Origin of the sequence: Caballeronia sp. BCC1704, from assembly GCF_902833455.1 — a bacterium.
Lineage (GTDB): Bacteria > Pseudomonadota > Gammaproteobacteria > Burkholderiales > Burkholderiaceae > Caballeronia.
In genome coordinates, this window is sequence record NZ_CADFFT010000001.1 from 596,471 (window position 1) to 614,831 (window position 18,361).

19 protein-coding genes are annotated in these 18,361 nt (G+C 63.9%); 14 read left to right on the forward strand and 5 right to left on the reverse strand.

Features of this window, described 5'->3' with window-relative positions; all coding sequences use genetic code 11:
• The first annotated feature begins 143 nt into the window (after positions 1-143).
• The 5 genes from gshA to ptsP all read left to right on the forward strand — a co-directional run bounded on the left by gshA (position 144) and on the right by ptsP (position 5,461).
• Positions 144-1,433 carry a glutamate--cysteine ligase gene (gshA, locus tag HWX53_RS02780; protein ID WP_175939214.1) on the forward strand — a complete coding sequence of 430 codons (1,290 nt, stop codon included), beginning with the start codon at positions 144-146 and terminating at the stop codon, positions 1,431-1,433.
• 50 nt (positions 1,434-1,483) lie between these two features.
• Complete coding sequence (gshB, locus tag HWX53_RS02785; protein ID WP_175939216.1) at positions 1,484-2,440, forward strand: glutathione synthase; 957 nt, start codon at positions 1,484-1,486, stop codon at positions 2,438-2,440.
• Positions 2,441-2,677: 237 nt separating this feature from the next.
• Entirely contained in the window at positions 2,678-3,166 is a 489-nt protein-coding gene (locus HWX53_RS02790; protein ID WP_175939218.1) for a PTS sugar transporter subunit IIB, read from the forward strand.
• Between the two features lie 36 nt (positions 3,167-3,202).
• Complete coding sequence (locus HWX53_RS02795) at positions 3,203-3,472, forward strand: HPr family phosphocarrier protein (protein WP_159835102.1); 270 nt, start codon at positions 3,203-3,205, stop codon at positions 3,470-3,472.
• A 228-nt stretch (positions 3,473-3,700) separates the two neighbouring features.
• Entirely contained in the window at positions 3,701-5,461 is a 1,761-nt protein-coding gene (ptsP, locus tag HWX53_RS02800) for a phosphoenolpyruvate--protein phosphotransferase (RefSeq protein ID WP_175939220.1), read from the forward strand.
• Positions 5,462-5,464: 3 nt separating this feature from the next.
• On the opposite strand, the gene moeB is transcribed toward ptsP, so the two are convergent.
• From moeB to gpmA, 3 genes are all read right to left on the reverse strand, one after another.
• Positions 5,465-6,220, reverse strand: coding sequence for a molybdopterin-synthase adenylyltransferase MoeB (moeB, locus tag HWX53_RS02805; protein ID WP_175939222.1), 756 nt, complete (start codon positions 6,218-6,220; stop codon positions 5,465-5,467).
• 58 nt (positions 6,221-6,278) lie between these two features.
• Positions 6,279-7,862, reverse strand: coding sequence for a S41 family peptidase (locus HWX53_RS02810; RefSeq protein WP_175939223.1), 1,584 nt, complete (start codon positions 7,860-7,862; stop codon positions 6,279-6,281).
• A 258-nt stretch (positions 7,863-8,120) separates the two neighbouring features.
• Positions 8,121-8,867: a 2,3-diphosphoglycerate-dependent phosphoglycerate mutase gene (gene gpmA, locus HWX53_RS02815; RefSeq protein WP_175939225.1), complete on the reverse strand. Its 747-nt coding sequence runs from the start codon at positions 8,865-8,867 to the stop codon at positions 8,121-8,123.
• A 184-nt stretch (positions 8,868-9,051) separates the two neighbouring features.
• Between gpmA and HWX53_RS02820 the strand changes: the two genes are divergently transcribed.
• Genes HWX53_RS02820 through HWX53_RS02840 form a run of 5 tightly spaced genes read left to right on the forward strand, consistent with a single transcriptional unit; the run spans position 9,052 to position 11,855 of the window.
• A complete protein-coding gene (locus HWX53_RS02820; protein WP_175939227.1) occupies positions 9,052-9,477 on the forward strand; it encodes a rhodanese-like domain-containing protein in 426 nt (141 codons plus the stop codon).
• A complete protein-coding gene (grxC, locus tag HWX53_RS02825) occupies positions 9,474-9,734 on the forward strand; it encodes a glutaredoxin 3 (protein WP_175939229.1) in 261 nt (86 codons plus the stop codon). Before HWX53_RS02820 ends, grxC begins: the two co-directional genes overlap by 4 nt.
• A 57-nt stretch (positions 9,735-9,791) precedes the next feature.
• Positions 9,792-10,262 (forward strand): protein-export chaperone SecB, encoded by a 471-nt coding sequence (gene secB, locus HWX53_RS02830; protein WP_175939231.1) that lies wholly within the window; start codon positions 9,792-9,794, stop codon positions 10,260-10,262.
• 38 nt (positions 10,263-10,300) lie between these two features.
• A complete protein-coding gene (locus tag HWX53_RS02835) occupies positions 10,301-11,299 on the forward strand; it encodes an NAD(P)H-dependent glycerol-3-phosphate dehydrogenase (protein WP_175939233.1) in 999 nt (332 codons plus the stop codon).
• A gap of 25 nt (positions 11,300-11,324) precedes the next feature.
• The gene (locus HWX53_RS02840) at positions 11,325-11,855 is read left to right on the forward strand and encodes an O-acetyl-ADP-ribose deacetylase (protein ID WP_175939235.1); all 531 of its coding nucleotides are present in this window, start codon (positions 11,325-11,327) and stop codon (positions 11,853-11,855) included.
• Here HWX53_RS02840 and trmL read toward each other — a convergent pair.
• Positions 11,828-12,298 (reverse strand): tRNA (uridine(34)/cytosine(34)/5-carboxymethylaminomethyluridine(34)-2'-O)-methyltransferase TrmL, encoded by a 471-nt coding sequence (gene trmL / locus HWX53_RS02845; RefSeq protein WP_175939237.1) that lies wholly within the window; start codon positions 12,296-12,298, stop codon positions 11,828-11,830. The genes HWX53_RS02840 and trmL overlap by 28 nt on opposite strands.
• 27 nt (positions 12,299-12,325) lie before the next feature.
• Positions 12,326-13,093: a ComF family protein gene (locus HWX53_RS02850; protein WP_175939239.1), complete on the reverse strand. Its 768-nt coding sequence runs from the start codon at positions 13,091-13,093 to the stop codon at positions 12,326-12,328.
• A 117-nt stretch (positions 13,094-13,210) separates the two neighbouring features.
• Between HWX53_RS02850 and HWX53_RS02855 the strand changes: the two genes are divergently transcribed.
• From HWX53_RS02855 to ctaD, 4 genes are all read left to right on the forward strand, one after another.
• Positions 13,211-14,191 carry a methyltransferase domain-containing protein gene (locus HWX53_RS02855; RefSeq protein ID WP_175939241.1) on the forward strand — a complete coding sequence of 327 codons (981 nt, stop codon included), beginning with the start codon at positions 13,211-13,213 and terminating at the stop codon, positions 14,189-14,191.
• Between the two features lie 269 nt (positions 14,192-14,460).
• Positions 14,461-14,937: a DUF2244 domain-containing protein gene (locus HWX53_RS02860; RefSeq protein WP_175939242.1), complete on the forward strand. Its 477-nt coding sequence runs from the start codon at positions 14,461-14,463 to the stop codon at positions 14,935-14,937.
• Positions 14,938-14,987: 50 nt separating this feature from the next.
• The gene (coxB, locus tag HWX53_RS02865; RefSeq protein ID WP_175939244.1) at positions 14,988-16,604 is read left to right on the forward strand and encodes a cytochrome c oxidase subunit II; all 1,617 of its coding nucleotides are present in this window, start codon (positions 14,988-14,990) and stop codon (positions 16,602-16,604) included.
• Positions 16,605-16,699: 95 nt separating this feature from the next.
• Positions 16,700-18,313 (forward strand): cytochrome c oxidase subunit I, encoded by a 1,614-nt coding sequence (gene ctaD, locus HWX53_RS02870; protein WP_175939245.1) that lies wholly within the window; start codon positions 16,700-16,702, stop codon positions 18,311-18,313.
• Positions 18,314-18,361: the final 48 nt, after the last annotated feature.

Below are 18,361 nucleotides of genomic sequence, written 5' to 3' on the forward strand. Positions count from 1 at the left end.
TTGCATTGCCTGACGGGGCGCATGAGACCTTGGTAATTGGCGGCTCATCCCCAATTAGGCAAAACAATTGCTCTACAATCTTTGGTCTTCTATCGGCCGGGCGTAACGCTCCGGTCCCGTGCAAAGCTGTCCGCGAGAAATCAATGGTCCCGCACTTAGTTACGGCGTTGAGTGGCCCTCTGCTCGATCTCGAGCGGAAAATCCTCGAGGCCACGCCTGCCATCGAACGGTGGTTCCGTCTCGAATGGCAAGAGCACACGCCGCCGTTTTACTGTTCCGTCGATCTGCGTAACGCAGGGTTCAAGCTCGCGCCCGTCGACACCAACCTTTTTCCCGGCGGATTCAACAATCTGCCGCAGGAAGTGCTGCCGCTCGCCGTGCAAGCGGCCATGGCGTCGATCGAGAAGATCTGTCCCGACGCGAAGAATCTGCTCGTGATTCCGGAGCGCCACACGCGCAACGCGTTCTATCTGGAAAACGTCGCGCGGCTCGCCACGATCATGCGGCAGGCGGGACTGAACGTCCGCTTCGGCACGCTCGATGAAAACATCCACGGCCCGGTGACGATTCCGCTCGCCGACGGCCAGAAGATCGTGCTGGAACCGCTCGAACGCACGCCGCGCAGGCTCGGGCTGAAGAACTTCGATCCCTGCTCGATTCTGCTCAACAACGACCTGTCGGCGGGCATTCCACCGGTTCTCGAGAACCTGCACGAGCAGTATCTGCTGCCGCCGCTGCATGCGGGCTGGGCCGTGCGCCGCAAATCGACGCACTTCGCCTGTTACGACGACGTGGCGAAGAAGTTCGCGAAGATGGTCGAGATCGATCCGTGGATGGTGAACCCGTATTTCGCGCATGTGGAAGGCGTGGATTACGAGGCGCGCACGGGCGAAGAGGCGCTCGCCGACGCCATCGACGGCGTCATCAAGAAGATTGCGAAGAAGTATCGCGAATACGGCATCAGCGAAAAGCCGTACGTGGTCATCAAGGCGGACGCCGGCACCTACGGCAAGGGCGTGATGACCGTGCACGACGCAAGCGAAGTGGCCGCGCTCACGAAGCGCGAGCGCGCGAAGATGAACGACGCGAAGGACGGCCTGCAAGTGCATGACGTGATCGTGCAAGAAGGCGTGCATACGTTCGAGCGCGTGGAGAACGCGGTGGCGGAGCCGGTCGTGTACATGATCGACCGGTATGTCGTGGGCGGCTTTTATCGCGTGCACGATTCTCGCGAGCGCGATCAAAACCTGAACGCGCCGGGCATGCACTTCGTGCCGCTCGGCTTCGAGCACACGGCGCTGCCGGACGCGCACGCGAAGCCGGGCGCCGCGCCGCCGAACCGCTTCTACATGTACGGCGTGGTGGCGCGGCTCGGGCTGCTCGCGGCGTCGGTGGAACTCGAAAAGACGGACCCGGAAGCCATTCAGGTGTAAGCGCGCGGCTTGCGGTAAGCTCGCAGGCCGCGTGAACCCAAGCGAAGACTATGGACATTCTTTTTATCGCCGACCCCCTCGATCACTTCAAGATCTACAAGGACACGACCTACGCGATGATGGCGGAAGCCGCGCGCCGCGGCCACGTGCTCTACGCGTGCGAGCCGCAGCATCTCGCATGGACGGGCAGCGCGGTCGAGGCGAACGTGCGTCGCATCGAGATTGTCGGCGACGAAGCGGACAGCCATCGCTCGCCGTGGTTTTCGGCGGCGGAGTCCGAGAACCTGCCGCTCGCGAGGTTCGGCGCGGTGCTCATGCGCAAGGACCCGCCGTTCGACCTCGAATACGTGAACGCGACCTGGCTGCTCGAAATCGCGGAGCGCTCGGGCGCGCGCGTCTTCAACAAGCCGCAGGCCATTCGCGATCATTCGGAGAAGCTCGCCATCGCGGAATGGCCGCAGTTCGTCGCGCCGACGCTCGTCACGCGCGACCCGGCGCGTTTGCGCGCATTCCACGCCGAGCACGGCGATGTCATTCTCAAGCCGCTCGACGGCATGGGCGGCATGGGCGTGTTCCGCGTGAAGGCGGACGGCATGAATCTCGGTTCGATCATCGAGATGCTGAGCGAGAACGGCGCGCGCATGGTGATGGCGCAGAAGTTCATCCCCGAGATTTCGGCGGGCGACAAGCGCATTCTGGTAATCGGCGGCGAGCCCGTGCCGTATTCGCTCGCACGCATTCCTCAAGGCAGCGAAGTGCGCGGCAATCTCGCGGCGGGCGGGCTCGGCCGTGCGCAGCCGTTGACGGCGCGCGACCGCGAGATTGCCGAAACGCTCGGTCCGGTGCTGAAGGCGCGCGGACTGCTGCTCGCCGGGCTGGACGCCATCGGCGACTATCTCACGGAAGTCAACGTGACGAGCCCCACGTGCTTTCGAGAGATCATGGATCAGACGGGCTTCGACGTGGCGGGCATGTTCATCGACGCGCTGGAGCGCGCGGTCGGCTGATCCGGGCATTTGGCGCACTGCAAAACGCTCGCTGCCAGCACTGTTACAATTGACTTCCCGTCGGCTTGCTAACTGGGGCTGGAACAGCTTCTGCAAGCCTGCATGACGGGAAGGCCGCCCGCGCCGCCGGTTGATTTCCCGACCGGGCGAATGCATATATGGGCTGTAACACGCGACGCTCGCGCGTTTCCGAGCGATGTCTGACGTTTTTGTCGCTACAGAGGTAGCAATCCCGACATGGCTGGCATTCTGATCATCGCGCACGCACCATTCGCCACCGCGCTTCGTGAGTGCGTCGCTCATATCTACGGCGGCTTGCCCGCGCGCATCGGCGTCATCGACGTGACCGCCGACTGCGATCCCGTCGAGGTCCGCGCATTCGCCCGCTCGGAAATCGACCGCCTGAAGGAAGACAACGGCGCGATCGTGCTTACCGACGTCTTCGGCGCGACGCCCGCCAACATCGCGGCGAGCCTCGCGGAAGCCGACGTGCGCGTGCTCGCGGGCGTCAATCTGCCGATGCTCGTGCGCGCCGTCTGCTATCGCGCCACGCCGCTCGATACGCTCACGGAAAAGATTCTGCAAGGCGGGTCGAAGGGCATTCAGGAACTCGATTCGTCCACGCCGCTCAATCCCTGCGCGCTCGCAACGACAGTGGCCGGCTCGCCGGATCCCGCCTGTTCCGCGAGCGCCGATCTCGCTGCCGCTAAAGCCGCGAGCCACTGACGCCGCTTCCCTCATCCACTCGCGTTTCGGAGCATCATGCAGCAACAAGAAACAACCATCGTGAACAAGCTCGGGCTGCATGCGCGGGCATCCGCGAAGCTCACGCAACTCGCCGGCAACTATCAGTCCGAGATCTGGATGAGTCGCAACGGCCGCCGCATCAACGCGAAGAGCATCATGGGCGTGATGATGCTGGCAGCGGGCATTGGCAGCACGGTGACGATCGAAACCGAAGGTCCAGACGAAGCAGAAGCCATGCAGGCGATACTCGGCCTGATCGCAGACAAGTTCGGAGAAGGGCAGTAAGCGCCTCATCGGGAACTGCATGCACGCAACGAAAAGCCGCGCATCGACGCGGCTTTTTTGCGTCTGCTCCATTCAGTGGCGCGGTAACGCGGCGCAATCGGCTCGCTGCCGCCGCGACAGGCCGTGCAGGGACTTTCGAATAGTTCGAACTTATAATTGCCTGTGCGGCCAAGCGCCCGCCGCGGGTCTGGGAGAAACGCGGATACATCACAACTAGAGGAGGTGCGCGTGTCCTTCACGCTGCATGGAATTCCCGTATCACGAGGCATCGCCATCGGGCGAGCGTATCTCATTGCGCCGGCCGCGCTCGACGTCGCTCATTATCTGATCGAGCCGGATCAGATCGACGCGGAGATCGCGCGTTTTCATGCGGCGCAGGCCGCCGTAGCCCAGGAACTCGAAGCACTGCGGGAAGACCTCGCCGCCGACGCGCCCACCGAAATGGGCGCGTTCATCGACGTCCACATGATGATCCTGAACGACGCCATGCTCGTGCAGGAAACCATCGACCTCATTCGCGCGCGCCGCTACAACGTCGAGTGGGCGCTCACCGAGCAACTCGAAATTCTGGGCAGCTTCTTCGACGACATCGAAGACGAATACCTGCGCGAGCGCAAGGCGGACATTCAGCAAGTCGTCGAGCGCTTGCTGAAGGCGCTCGCGGGCGCGCCGACGGCGGCGTCGCTCGTCGTGCACACGGCCGCGAGCAACGGACACAACGAGATGATCGTGGTCGCGCACGATATCGCGCCGGCCGACATGCTCCAGTTCAAGACGCAGGCGTTCAAAGGCTTCGTGACCGATCTCGGCGGGCGCACGTCGCATACGGCGATCGTCGCGCGCAGCCTCGGCATTCCGGCGTCGGTCGGCGTGCAGCAGGCGAGCGTGCTGATTCGCCAGAACGATCTGATCATCGTGGACGGCGATCACGGCATCGTGATCGTCGATCCGGCGCCCATCGTTCTCGAAGAGTATTCGTATCGGCAAAGCGAAAAGCTGCTGGAGCAGCGCAAGCTCCAGCGCCTCAAGTTTTCGCCGACGCAGACGCTTTGCGGGACGAAGATCGAACTGTGCGCGAACATCGAATTGCCTGACGACGCGCAAGTGGCAGTCGATGCGGGCGCGATGGGCGTCGGCCTCTTCCGCACCGAATTCCTGTTCATGAATCACAAGGACCGGCTGCCGGAAGAGGAAGAGCAGTTCGAGGCGTACAAGCGCGCGATCGAGCTGATGAACGGCAAGCCGGTGACGATCCGCACCATCGACGTGGGCGCGGACAAGCCGCTCGATTCGATGACCGGCGGCGACGGCTACGAAACCGCGCCGAACCCGGCGCTCGGCTTGCGCGCGATTCGCTGGAGCCTGTCCGAGCCGCAAATGTTCGTGACGCAACTGCGCGCGATTCTGCGCGCGTCGGCGTTCGGCCCGACGAAGATTCTGATTCCGATGCTGGCGCACGCTCAGGAGATCGATCAGACGCTCGATTTGATCCGCGAAGCGAAGCGCCAGCTCGACGACGCGGGCATTGCCTACGACCGCAAGGTGCAGATCGGCGCGATGATCGAGATTCCGGCGGCGGCTATCGCGGTGCGGCTGTTCTTGAGCCGGCTCGATTTCCTGTCGATCGGCACGAACGATTTGATCCAGTACACGCTCGCCATCGACCGCGCGGACAACTCCGTCGCGCATCTGTACGATCCGCTGCATCCGGCGGTGCTGCATCTGATCGCGCTGACCTTGCGCGAGGCGAAGCGCGCGGGCGTGCCGGTCTCGGTGTGCGGCGAAATGGCGGGCGATCCGGCCGTCACGCGTCTGCTGCTCGGACTGGGACTTACCGAATTCTCGATGCATCCGAGCCAATTGCTCGTCGTGAAGCAGGAGATTTTGCGCTCGAATCTAAAGGCGCTGGAGAAGCCGGTTGCCGACGTGCTCGCGGCTTACGAGCCGGCCGAGCTTCAGGCTGCGCTCGCGCGTTTGCAGAAAGCCTGAGCTTTATAGATGACGCGTGCCGCAGACCGGGCAATCCGGCTGCCGCGCGATCTTCATCGTGTTCCATTCCATGCGCAGCGAGTCGAGCATCATCAGCCGGCCCGCGAGCGTTTCGCCGAAGCCGCCGATCACGCGCAGGGCTTCGGCCGCCTGCATCGCGCCGATGATGCCGACTGTCGGCGAGAACACGCCCATCGTCGAGCACGCGACTTCCTCGAACGCCTGATCCGGCGGAAACACGCATGCGTAGCAGGGCGACGCCGTAGAGCGAAAGTCGAAGGTGCTGATTTGTCCGTCGAAGCGCAAGGCCGCGCCCGACACGAGCGGCACGCCGTGCGCGACGCACGCGGCGTTGATCGCGTGCCGCGTGGCGAAGTTGTCGCTGCAATCGAGCACGACGCTGGCGTGCGGCACGCTCGCGTTCAGCCACGCCGCGTCGGCGCGGGCGTTGACTGCCTGAATTTCGATGTCCGGGTTCAGCGCGTGCAGCGTCTGTCGCGCGGATTCCACTTTCGGTTGCCCGACGGATTGCGTCGCATGAACGATCTGCCGCTGGAGGTTCGTGAGGTCGACGGTATCGGCGTCGACGAGCGTCAGCTTGCCGACACCCGCCGCGGCCAGATACATCGCCGCCGGCGCGCCCAGTCCGCCCGCGCCGACGATGATCGCGTGCGCATCGAGAAAACGCTGCTGCGCTTCGATGCCGATTTCATCGACGAGGATATGGCGGGAATAACGGAGGAGTTGGTCGTCGTTCATCGGCTTGGGGTGCTGCGCGAGCTTCGCGGCACTCACGCCGCGAAGCCCCAGACCAAGATTACTTCGACTGCTGGGCCGTAGGCGACGAAGCCGGCGCCGCGCCCGATGCCGGCGACGAACCCGGCGTCGCGGGCAATGCCGGCTGAGCCACCACCGGCGCCGATGCCGAACGCGCCGGCTTGTTCTGCGCGAGCTTGCGTTCGCTGAACGACTTCGACTCGACGACCGGCTTGCCTTCCAGCTTGTTCAGCGCTTGCTGGAGCATGAAGTCGTCGTTGCTGCCGAACTCCACCGGCTTGCGGTCGCGGTCCTTGCGGCGCTGCTCGGGCGTCTTCTTGTCGTTCTGCTCTTCCAGCAGACGCAGTTGATCCAGACGATCCTGCTCGCGCTGCTCCTGTTCCTTCTTCTCGTTCGGATCCTGAGTGTTCGCGAGGTGATTCGAATAATCCACTTCGCGGGTCACGAGCGCGTCGTCCGGATCGCCCTCCGCGTATTGATCGACCGGCACGTCCGGGCGCACGCCCTGATTCTGGATCGACTTGCCGCTCGGCGTGTAGTAATACGCCGTCGTCAGACGCAGCGCGGTGTCGGCGGTCATCGGACGAACCGTCTGCACCGAGCCCTTGCCGAACGTCGTCTTGCCGACGATCAGCGCGCGATGATGATCCTGCAGCGCGCCCGCGACGATCTCCGAAGCGGAAGCCGAATACGCGTTGGTCAGCACGACCATCGGCACCTTCTTGAAGATGTCCGGCACGTTCTTCAGCGGATCGGAATCGAAGGACGGCAGACGATAGTTGTCGTAGGTATCCCGGAACGTCTGCTTGGCGTCCGCGATTTGTCCATTCGTCGACACGACGACCGCGTTATCCGGCAGGAACGCGCCCGCCACGCCGACCGCGCTCTGCAGCAGGCCACCGCCGTTATTGCGCAGGTCGAGGACGATACCCTTCAGGTCCGGCTGCTGACGCGCGAGGTCTTGCAGCTTCGCCGCGAGATCCGGCACGGTGCGTTCCTGGAAACTCGTGATGCGGATATAGCCATAACCCGGCTCCGGCACCTTCATCTTGACCGACTGCACGCGAATCAACGCGCGCGTGACGGTGAGCGGGAACGTGCGGTCGTCGCTCTTCCGGAAGATGGTGAGCGTGACCTTCGTGCCCGGTTCGCCGCGCATCTGCTTCACGGCTTTGTCGAGCGTCATGCCGCGCACCGGCTTGTCGTTGATGCGCGTGATGAGGTCGCCCGGACGAATGCCGGCGCGGAACGCGGGCGTGTCTTCGATCGGCGAGATCACCTTGATGAGCCCGTCTTCCGACGAAATCTCGATGCCCAAGCCCGCGAAGCGGCCCTTGGTCTGTTCCTGAAGCTCTTCGTAGTCCGTCTTGTCGAGATACGACGAGTGCGGATCGAGGCTCGACACCATGCCCTTGATCGCGGCGGTGAGCAGCTTCTTGTCGTCGACGGGCTCGACGTATTCGTGCTTGATTTGCCCGAACACTTCGGCGAAGAGCCGCAGTTGATCGAGCGGAAGCGGTGACGATGCGGCTTGCTGCGCGGACGCGGAAATCTGCAGAGTTGCGAGAGCGCCGACAGCAACGCCTGCGGCGATCAGGCTGAAGTTTTTCAGGTTCTTTCGCATAGAGGAGTGCGTGCGGAATCGAATGGGCTGCATCGTGGGTGACGGGTCAGTATACCCGCTCGCTTTCGAAGGCGACTTAAACGCAACTTAAATGCCCGGCGCCGCGCGCCGCGACAACTATCGCTCGCTGCGGGCGACGCACGCGCCTGTCGGCGGCGACGGCGCGCGGTCAGGCACGCGCCATCCTGGGCGTTCGGATGCGAAACGGGCGCCGCGAGGCGACGCCCGCCAACGCCAACTTCGGCGCTGATGCGCGCTTTAGCCCGCCTTGCCCTGCTTCGCGACGGCAGCTTGCGCCGCAGCAATGGCGTCCGCGTCGCCGAGATAGTAGTGCTTGATCGGCTTCAGGTTTTCGTCGAGTTCATAGACGAGCGGCACGCCGTTCGGAATGTTGAGCCCGACGATGTCCGCGTCGGAAATATTGTCGAGATACTTCACGAGCGCGCGCATGGAGTTGCCGTGAGCGGCGATCAGCACCTGCTTGCCTGCCTTTATGGCCGGCGCGATGGACTCGTTCCACACCGGCAGCACGCGCGCGACCGTGTCTTTCAGGCATTCGGTCAGCGGCAGTTGCTCGCGCGGAACCTTGGCGTAGCGCGGATCGTTGAAGGACGCGCGCTCGTCGTTCGGATCGAGCGCGGGCGGCGGCGTGTCGTAGCTGCGGCGCCAGATGAGAACCTGTTCGTCGCCGTACTTTTTCGCGGTCTCGGCCTTGTTCAGACCGGCAAGCGCGCCGTAGTGGCGCTCGTTCAGACGCCACGAATGGACGACCGGGATATACATCAGGTCCATTTCGTCCTGCACGTGCCACAGCGTGCGAATGGCGCGCTTGAGCACCGACGTGTACGCGATGTCGAACGTGTAGCCGGCCTCGCGCAGCAGCACGCCTGCCTGACGAGCCTCGCGGTTGCCCTGTTCGGTGAGATCCACGTCGACCCAGCCGGTGAAGCGGTTTTCCTTGTTCCACGTCGATTCGCCGTGGCGGATGAGCACTAGCTTGTACATGTTTGATAGGTCGGTCAGTTGAGAAATCGGGTGCCCGATCGCACTCCGCCATCCTGCCCTCACGCGTGGAGTGCCGCCATCGGCCGGATGGCCAGGGCCATCGCGGGAAAGGGATATTTTATAATGCTCGGATTGCCCTCATTTCTCTTTCTCCCTTCTCCACTATCTTTCGGCGGCCCTAGACGTGAAGTTCTTCACCGATTACTCGAATATTGCACTCATCGTCATTGCGCTGGTTTCCGGCGCGCTGCTGCTCTGGCCGGCCATCACGCGACGCGGTCGCGGCGGCGTCTCCGCTGCGGAAGCCACCACGCTCATCAACCGTCGCAACGCCGTCGTCGTGGACTTGCGGCCGGCCGCGGAGTTCGCGAAGGGACATTTGCCGTCCGCCCGAAACATCGAGGCGGCGGAGCTTCAAGCAAAAATCGGCCAGATCGCGAAGAATAAGAGCAATCCGGTCGTGCTTGTCTGCCAGACCGGCCAACAGTCGCAGCGTGCCAGCCGCGCCGTGTCGGAAGCCGGCTACGCTGAGGTCCACGTCTTGCAAGGCGGGGTTGATGCCTGGCAGAAGGCAGGAATGCCGGTCGTGAAACAAGGAGCCGTCAAGTGAAAAAAGTCGTCATGTACAGCACGCAAGTGTGCCCGTATTGCCAGATGGCCGAACGTCTTTTAAAGTCCCGCGGGGTCGAAACCATCGAGAAGGTGCTGATCGACCGTGAGCCGGGGCGCCGCGAGGAGATGATGCAGCGCACCGGGCGCCGCACCGTGCCGCAGGTTTATATCGGCGACACGCACGTCGGCGGTTACGACGATCTTTCGGCGCTCGACCGCAAGGGTGGTCTCGTGCCGCTGCTCGAGTCGGCCTGACATCACCACACGCTGCCCGGCCACGCTCCGGGCAATTGATTTACCTAGGAAATCACTATGTCCGACGAGAACAACCAGCCGTTTTTCAACATCCAGCGCATTTACCTGAAGGATATGTCGCTCGAGCAGCCGAACTCGCCCGCCATTTTCCTCGAACAGGAAATGCCGTCGGTTGAGGTCGAAGTCGACGTGAAGGCCGACCGTCTCGCGGAAAGCGTCTTCGAAGTGCTGGTCACGGGCACGGTCACGGCGAAGGTCGCCGACAAGGTCGCGTTCCTGATCGAAGCCAAGCAAGCCGGCATCTTCGACATTCGCAACATCCCGGCTGAGCAGATCGATCCGCTCGTCGGCATTGCGTGCCCGACCATTCTGTTCCCGTATCTGCGCTCGAACATCGCCGACGCGATCACGCGCGCAGGCTTCCCGCCGATCCACCTGGCGGAAATCAACTTCCAGGCGCTGTACGAACAGCGCATCGCCCAGCTCGCGAGCGCGCAGGAAGGCGCAGCGAACGGCGCGACGCACTGAGCGTCACCCGCACTGACTCTGCCGAACCGGAGCCGAGCATGAAAGTAGCCGTTCTCGGCGCCGGCGCGTGGGGCACCGCATTGGCGGGCCACCTCGCGACGCGGCACGACACCCTGCTTTGGGCGCGCGACGCCGCGCTCATCGAATCTCTCTCTTCTTCGCACGAAAACACGCGCTATCTGGCGGGCGTCGTATTGCCGCGCGCGCTGTCGTTCGAAGCGGATCTTGACGTCGCGCTCGCGCATGCCGCCGCGCCTGATGCACTCTGCGTCGTCGCCACGCCCGTCGCGGGTCTGCGCGCGCTGTGTCGTGCGATGCGGCAGGCCGGCGTCGTTCCCGCGCATATCGTCTGGCTGTGCAAAGGCTTCGAGGCGGACACGCAATGTCTGCCGAACGAGGTCGTCGCGGCGGAGCTGGCCGAGCATCGCAGCAACGGCACGCTTTCAGGCCCGAGCTTCGCGTGGGAAGTGGGGCGCGGCCTGCCGGTCGCGTTGACGGTGGCGAGCGCATCGGCGCAACTATGCGCGCAGACCGTCGCGGCGTTTCATCACGGCGCCATGCGAATCTATACGGGCGACGACGTCATCGGCGTCGAAGTGGGCGGCGCGGTAAAGAACGTGCTCGCGATCGCCACCGGCATCTCCGATGGCCTCGGCCTTGGTCTGAACGCCCGCGCCGCGCTCATCACGCGCGGGCTCGCGGAAATGTCGCGGCTCGGCGTGGCGCTGGGCGGGCGCGCCGAGACGTTCACCGGCCTCACCGGCTTGGGCGATCTGATTCTGACCGCGACCGGCGACCTGTCGCGCAACCGCACGGTCGGCGTGCAACTGGCGTCCGGCCGCACGCTCGACGAGATTCTTGCTGCGCTCGGTCATGTGGCCGAAGGCGTGCGCTGCGCCCGCGCGGTGTTGTCGCTCGCGCAGTCCCGCGGAATCGACATGCCGATCACGCACGCGGTATGCCGCGTGCTCTTCGAAAATGTCGCGCCGCGCGACGCGGTGCAGGCGCTGCTCAGCCGCGATTCGAAGGCGGAATAGCGCGACGTTTCTCTCGGAGACGCGCATGGCGAAGCTCGAAGCCGTTCTCGCCGACATCACCACACTTCACGTCGATGCCATTGTCAACGCGGCGAACAAATCGCTGCTGGGTGGCGGCGGCGTCGATGGCGCGATTCATCGCAAGGCCGGCAAAGGTCTCTTGCGTGAATGCGAAACGCTCGGCGGCTGCGAAACCGGCGATGCGAAGATCACCGGCGCCTACGATCTTCCCGCCAAGTACGTGATTCACGCCGTCGGTCCGCGCTGGAGCGGCGGGAAACGCAACGAGGCGCAACTGCTCGCGAACTGCTACCGGCGTTCGCTCGAACTCGCCGCCGATGCGCGGTGCGCGTCCGTCGCGTTTCCGGCTATTAGCTGCGGCATCTATCGCTTTCCTGTCGAGGACGCGGTGAAGATCGCCGTGTCGACGGTCATCGAGACGTTGCCGCTTGCGCCTTCAATCGAACACGTCGTCTTTGCGTGCTTCAGCGACGACATGCTCGCGCTCTATCGCGCCGAACTCGACGCTCACGCGCCGCCCTCGAAGCCCGACTGACGCCACGCTTCGAACGTCACGATCGCCACCGTGTTCGACAAGTTCAGACTGCGATTGCCAGGACGCATCGGCAGCCGCACGCGCTGCTCCGTCGGAAAGCGTTCCAGCAATTCCGCCGAAAGGCCGCGCGTCTCCGCGCCAAATACAAACCAGTCGCCGGGCTTGAACGCATGATCGAAGAACGGCGTCGAGCCGCGCGTCGTGAAGGCGAACATGCGCGTGGCCTCGGGCGATTCCTTCGCGATGAACGCATCCCAGTTCGCGTGAACATTCATTTCGGCGTACTCGTGATAGTCGAGACCGGCGCGGCGCATCTTCGCGTCGTCGAGCGGAAAGCCGAGCGGCTCGATCAGATGCAGTCGCGCGCCCGTGTTCGCGCACAGGCGGATGACGTTGCCGGTATTCGGCGGGATTTCGGGTTCGACCAGTACGACGTTGAACATGGATGGCAGTGCTTCTGGCTGACGGGGTTAGTCTTTCGGGGTGCGCAGCGCGACGAAGTTCGTCACGCGCCGCGCGCCCGCGAGCTTGAGCGTGCGGGCGAGGGCATCGAGCGTGGCGCCCGATGTCAGCACGTCGTCCACGACGCCGATATGTTTGCCGCGAACATCGCCTCCGACGACGAACGCGGATGCGACATTGCGCCTGCGCGTCTCGGCATCCAGCCGCGACTGCTGCGCGGTGTGGACGGTGCGCGCGACGAGCATCGCATCGGCCGGCACGCATAGGCGCCGCGCGAGCGGACGCGCGATTTCCCACGCCTGGTTGTAGCCGCGCTCGACGAGCCGCTTGCGCGAAAGCGGTACCGGCGCGATCACGTCGGGCGTCGGCAGGCCGCTGTCTTCGAAGATCGCGTGCAAGTGCCGCGCGAACTCCGCGCCCGCCGCGAGACGCACGCGGAACTTCAATTCGACCGCCAGTGTATCGAGCGGCGCGCGATAGTCGGCGATGGCGAGCGTGTCATTGAACGCGGGCGGGTTCTCGAGGCACGCGGCGCAGTGCGCGCGCGTGTCATCGCGATCGCGTCGGAGATAGGAAGGCGCGAGCGGTATCGCGCAGGTCGCGCATCGGAAACGCGGCTCGTTCCAGTATTGCTCATCGCAGCCGGCGCACAGCAATTGCTGCGACACATTGCCGCATAACGCGCACTGGTTGGGCAGCGCGAGTTCGAACGCGCGCTTCGCGAGAGCCGCGAAGGCGCGCGCCGAAGACGGCAGCAAATCGCGGAGGACGTACATGGCTGAAAGCGCGTGAGGCGGGCTCGGGTGATCGGTTGCAACGGCACGCGGGAAGGCTGCGGCGGGCCTATTTCAAGACGACCGAGTATACTTCGCACTCTTCGCGAACAGATCGTCATGTCCCCAACGTCTCCCAGAACTGGCCGACCGGCCTATGATCCGCGCCGTTTGCGCGAGATCTTCGACCGTCGCGCCGCCGCTTTCGACGACGTCGCGTTCCTGCCGCGCGAGATCGCGGACCGCATGCGCGAGCGTCTCGAATACATCAAGGTGGCGCCGGCGCGCGTCCTCGATGCGGCCTGCGGCGCGGGCGCGGACCTGCCGCGCTTGCGTGAGCGGTTCCCGGAGGCGTCGGTGCTGGGCGTCGATATTTCCTCCGGAATGCTCGCGCGCGCGCGCACGGCCGAGACCGCGGAAGCAGAAAGCGGCGCGGGCTGGCGGCGCTTGTTGCCGGCCACGCTCGCCAAAGCGTTCGGCGCGCGCGGTCCGCAACTCGCGCAGGCCGACTTCTCGGCGTTGCCGTTCGCATCGGCTGCATTCGAATTGCTGTGGTCGAACCTCGCGCTGCACTGGCATTCGCGGCCGGATCTCGTGTTTCCGGAATGGCAGCGCGTGCTCAAAGTCAACGGCTTGCTGATGTTCAGCACCTTCGGGCCGGACACGCTTCGCGAGCTGGCAGCGGCCTATCGCGAAGCCGAACGCACGCTCGGCCTCGCGCCGATGCCGCACACCATCGACTTCGTCGACATGCACGATCTGGGCGACATGCTCGTCGAGAGCGGCTTCGAAATTCCGGTGATGGATCAGGAAGTGCTGACGATCACCTACCGTTCGCCCGAATCGCTGCTCGCGGATGTCACGCGCTGGGGCGCCTATCCGTTCGAACGCGAGGCCGCGAGCGCCCGCGCGGACGCGAAAGCCTTGCGCCAAGCGGTGCACGAGGCGCTCGAAGCGCTGCGCCGCGACGACGGCACCATCCCGCTCACGTTCGAAGTGATCTATGGTCACGCGTGGAAAGCGGTGCCGCGAACGACGGCGGAGGGACATGGGATCGTTCGGCTGGAAGACATCGGACGCGGTCCGAGAAGGAACCGCTAACGCGTCGGAAAGGAGTTCGGGAGGCAGATCGGCGAGGCGGTAAAGAGGGTGCGTGTTATGTCATAAATTTGCGCGCGAAGGACACGCCGAAAGGTGCGTCAATTCGGCGCAGAGGCTTGTGCCATCTGGCTTTGCGACGTTTGCGCCCTTGCTTGTGGATGCCACCCAACCCGCCTATAATGCGTCAGTTTGTCGCCTGAACTGACACAAATTTGGGCAAAATCCGAGCAAAAGTATGTGATTGCGTGTGCGGATGGATGGAGGCAGCGATGCAGGTCAGCCAGACGCTGACGGAGTCTGAGCCGGTCATCAAGGACTGGCTGATGAAACGCAACTGCTCGGTGTCGCCGCGTCAGTTCGTGGGCTTCTATGTGTCGCTGGCGCTCTTTTCCCTTGCCGTCGCGACGCCGCTTTTTCTGAACGGCGCCTGGCTGGTGCTGCCGTTCACCGGAGTCGAGTTGACGGTCGTGACGGTCGCGTTCCTGATTCATGCGCGACACGCCGTCGATTACGAACGAATCCGGCTGTTTCAGAACCGGTTGTTGATCGAACAGATGAACGCCGAAGAATTGACGCGCTTCGAGTTCAATCCGCGCTGGGTGCGGGTCGAAACGGGCGCGACGCCGAGGGAACCGCTCACGATCGTATCGCGCGGGCAATCGGTGAAAGTCGGACAACACCTTGCACAGCATCGTCGCAAACAATTTGCTGCCGAACTGCAGGCGTCACTGAGGCGCCTCGCTTGAGGAGGAACCGGGTGTGGCAGGCGCGATGCGCAACGGGGTCGAGGGTTTGAATGGAAATTTTGGGTAAGGATGCTATGAAAACAATCAAGCGAGCCCTCTCGGGCGTGCTGGCGGCGGGCGCACTGCTCAATGCCGGCGTAGCCCTGGCGGTCAACGACAGTCCTGGCGGTCCCGCTGTGAATGAGATCAATTTCCAGCAGCCAGTGACGAAGATCGCCGAGGAGCTCTACGGCCTCCATATCTTCATGCTCATCATCTGTACCGTCATCTTCATCGGCGTGTTCGGGGTGATGTTCTATTCGGTCGTCAAGCATCGCAAGTCCAAGGGTTTCAAGCCCGCGCACTTCCATGAAAGCACCACGGTCGAAATCATCTGGACGATCGTGCCGTTCATCATCGTCATTCTGATGGCGCTGCCGGCCACCAAGGCCGTCGTCGCGATGAAGGACACCACCAACGCCGATCTGACCGTGAAGGTCACGGGCTACCAGTGGAAGTGGGGCTACGACTACGTGAAGGGCCCGGGCGAAGGCATCAGCTTCCTCTCGACGCTCTCCACGCCGCGCAGCCAGGTCAACGGCCAGACGCCGATTTCCGATACGTATCTGCAGGAAGTCGACAACCCGCTCGTCGTGCCGGTCGACAAGAAGATCCGCATCATCACCACCGCGAACGACGTCGTTCACTCGTGGTACGTGCCGGCGTTCGGCGTGAAGCAGGACGCGATTCCCGGCTTCGTGCGCGACACGTGGTTCAAGGCGGAGAAGGTGGGCACGTATCGCGGCTTCTGCACGGAACTGTGCGGCAAGGAGCACGCGTACATGCCGGTCGTCGTGGAAGTGCTGTCCACCGACGACTACGCGAAGTGGGTCGACACGCAGAAGAAGAAAATGGCTTCTTCCGCCGACGATCCCAACAAGACCTACACGATGGACGAGCTGAAGACGCGCGGCGCGCAGATCTACGCGTCGAACTGCGCGGTCTGCCACCAGCCGACCGGCAAGGGCGCGGGCCAGTTCCCGGCGCTCGACGGCAGCAAGGTGGCGAACGGTCCGATCGCCGGTCACGTGAATATCGTGCTGCATGGCAAGGGCGCGATGCCGCCGTGGCAGACGACGCTGAACGACGTCGAAATCGCGTCGGTCGTTACGTACGAACGCAACACGTGGGGCAACCACACCGGCGACGTTCTGCAGCCGAAGCAGGTCGCGGACGCGCGCAACGGCAAGATGCCCGAAGGCGGCGATCACACGGCGGCAGCGGGCGGCGAAGCAGCGAGCGGCGCGGCGGCAAGCGGCGCGGCGGAAGCCAGCGCGCCGGCTGCGGCGTCTGGCGAGCAGTCGGCGCAGGGCGCGCTGCCGGCCAGCATCTACTTCGAAACGGGCAAGAGCGACCTGCCCGCTGACGCAAACAACGCAGTGCAGGCGGCCGCCGCTTACGTCAAGGCACATCCGGACGCGAAGATCGCGCTTTCCGGCTTCACGGATGCAACCGGCGGCGCCGACCTCAACGCGGACCTCGCCAAGAAGCGCGCGCAAGCCGTTCGCGACGCGCTCAAGGCGGCCGGTGTCTCGGAAGAACGCATCGTGTTGAAGAAGCCCGAGTCGGTCACGGGCGGCACGGATGCGAAAGAAGCACGCCGCGTAGAAATCAGTCCGGCTGCTTGACATGTCGCGCGTGCGTTTCTCCTTCGCTCAAGGCAACGGAGAAGCACGCGGGCAACGCCAAGTGCCTCGAGTATTCGCTTTAGGAGATGATTGTCATGTCTAGCATCGGACACGATGTAGTCGCGGGTCACGACCACGCGCACGACGACCATGCGCACGAAACGCCGCATGGTTGGCGCCGGTGGCTTTTCGCCACCAACCACAAGGACATCGGTACCTTGTATCTGCTGTTCTCGTTCATCATGTTCCTCTCCGGGGGCGTGATGGCGCTCGGCATTCGCGCCGAGCTGTTCGAACCGGGCCTGCAGATCATGCGCCCCGAGTTCTTCAATCAGCTGACCACCATGCACGGCCTCATCATGGTGTTCGGCGCGATCATGCCGGCGTTCGTCGGCTTCGCGAACTGGATGGTGCCGCTGCAGATCGGCGCATCGGACATGGCGTTCGCGCGCATGAACAACTTCAGCTTCTGGCTGCTGCCGGTCGCGGCCGTGCTGCTCGTCGGCTCGTTCTTCGTGCCGGGCGGCGCGACCGCCGCGGGCTGGACGCTGTACGCGCCGCTCTCGACGCAGATGGGCCCCGGCATGGACTTCGCGATTTTCGCCGTCCACATCATGGGCGCGTCGTCGATCATGGGCGGCATCAACATCGTCGTGACCATCCTGAACATGCGCGCGCCGGGCATGACGCTCATGAAGATGCCGATGTTCGCGTGGACGTGGCTCATCACCGCGTACCTGCTGATCGCCGTGATGCCGGTTCTGGCAGGCGCCATCACGATGGTGCTGTTCGACCGTCACTTCGGCACGTCGTTCTTCAACGCGGCGGGCGGCGGCGATCCGGTCATGTACCAGCACATCTTCTGGTTCTTCGGCCACCCCGAGGTGTACATCATGATCTTGCCGGCGTTCGGGATCGTGTCGCAGGTGATCCCGGCGTTCTCGCGCAAGCCGCTCTTCGGCTATAGCTCGATGGTGTACGCGACCGCGTCGATCGCGATTCTCTCGTTCATGGTGTGGGCGCACCACATGTTCGCCACCGGCATGCCGGTGACGGGCCAGCTGTTCTTCATGTACGCGACGATGCTGATCGCCGTGCCGACGGGCGTGAAGGTGTTCAACTGGGTCGCGACGATGTGGCGCGGCGCGCTGACCTTCGAAACGCCGATGCTCTTCGCGATCGGCTTCCTGTTCGTGTTCACGATGGGCGGCTTCACGGGCCTGATCCTTTCGATGGCCCCGCTCGACATCCAGATGCACGGCACGTACTACGTGGTCGCGCACTTCCACTACGTGCTGGTGGCCGGTTCGCTGTTTGCGCTGTTCGCGGGCTGGTACTACTGGTCGCCGAAGTGGACCGGCTGGATGTACAACGAAATGCGCGGGAAGATCCACTTCTGGGCGTCGATGATCTTCTTCAACATCACGTTCTTCCCGATGCACTTCCTGGGTCTCGCGGGCATGCCGCGCCGCTATGCGGACTACCCGGCGCAGTTCACGGACTTCAACCAGATCGCGACCATCGGCGCGTTCGGTTTCGGTCTCGCGCAGGTGTACTTCCTGTTCGCGGTCGCGCTGCCGACGTATCGCGGCGGCGGCGAGCATGAAAAGGCCAGCGACAAGCCGTGGGATGGCGCGGAAGGACTCGAATGGACCGTGCCGAGCCCGGCGCCGTTCCATACGTTCGAGAACCCGCCGACCGTTGAATAAGTCGTCTCTCCGTTCTGTGAGGCTTCCGCGCGAAGCCTCACAGACTCC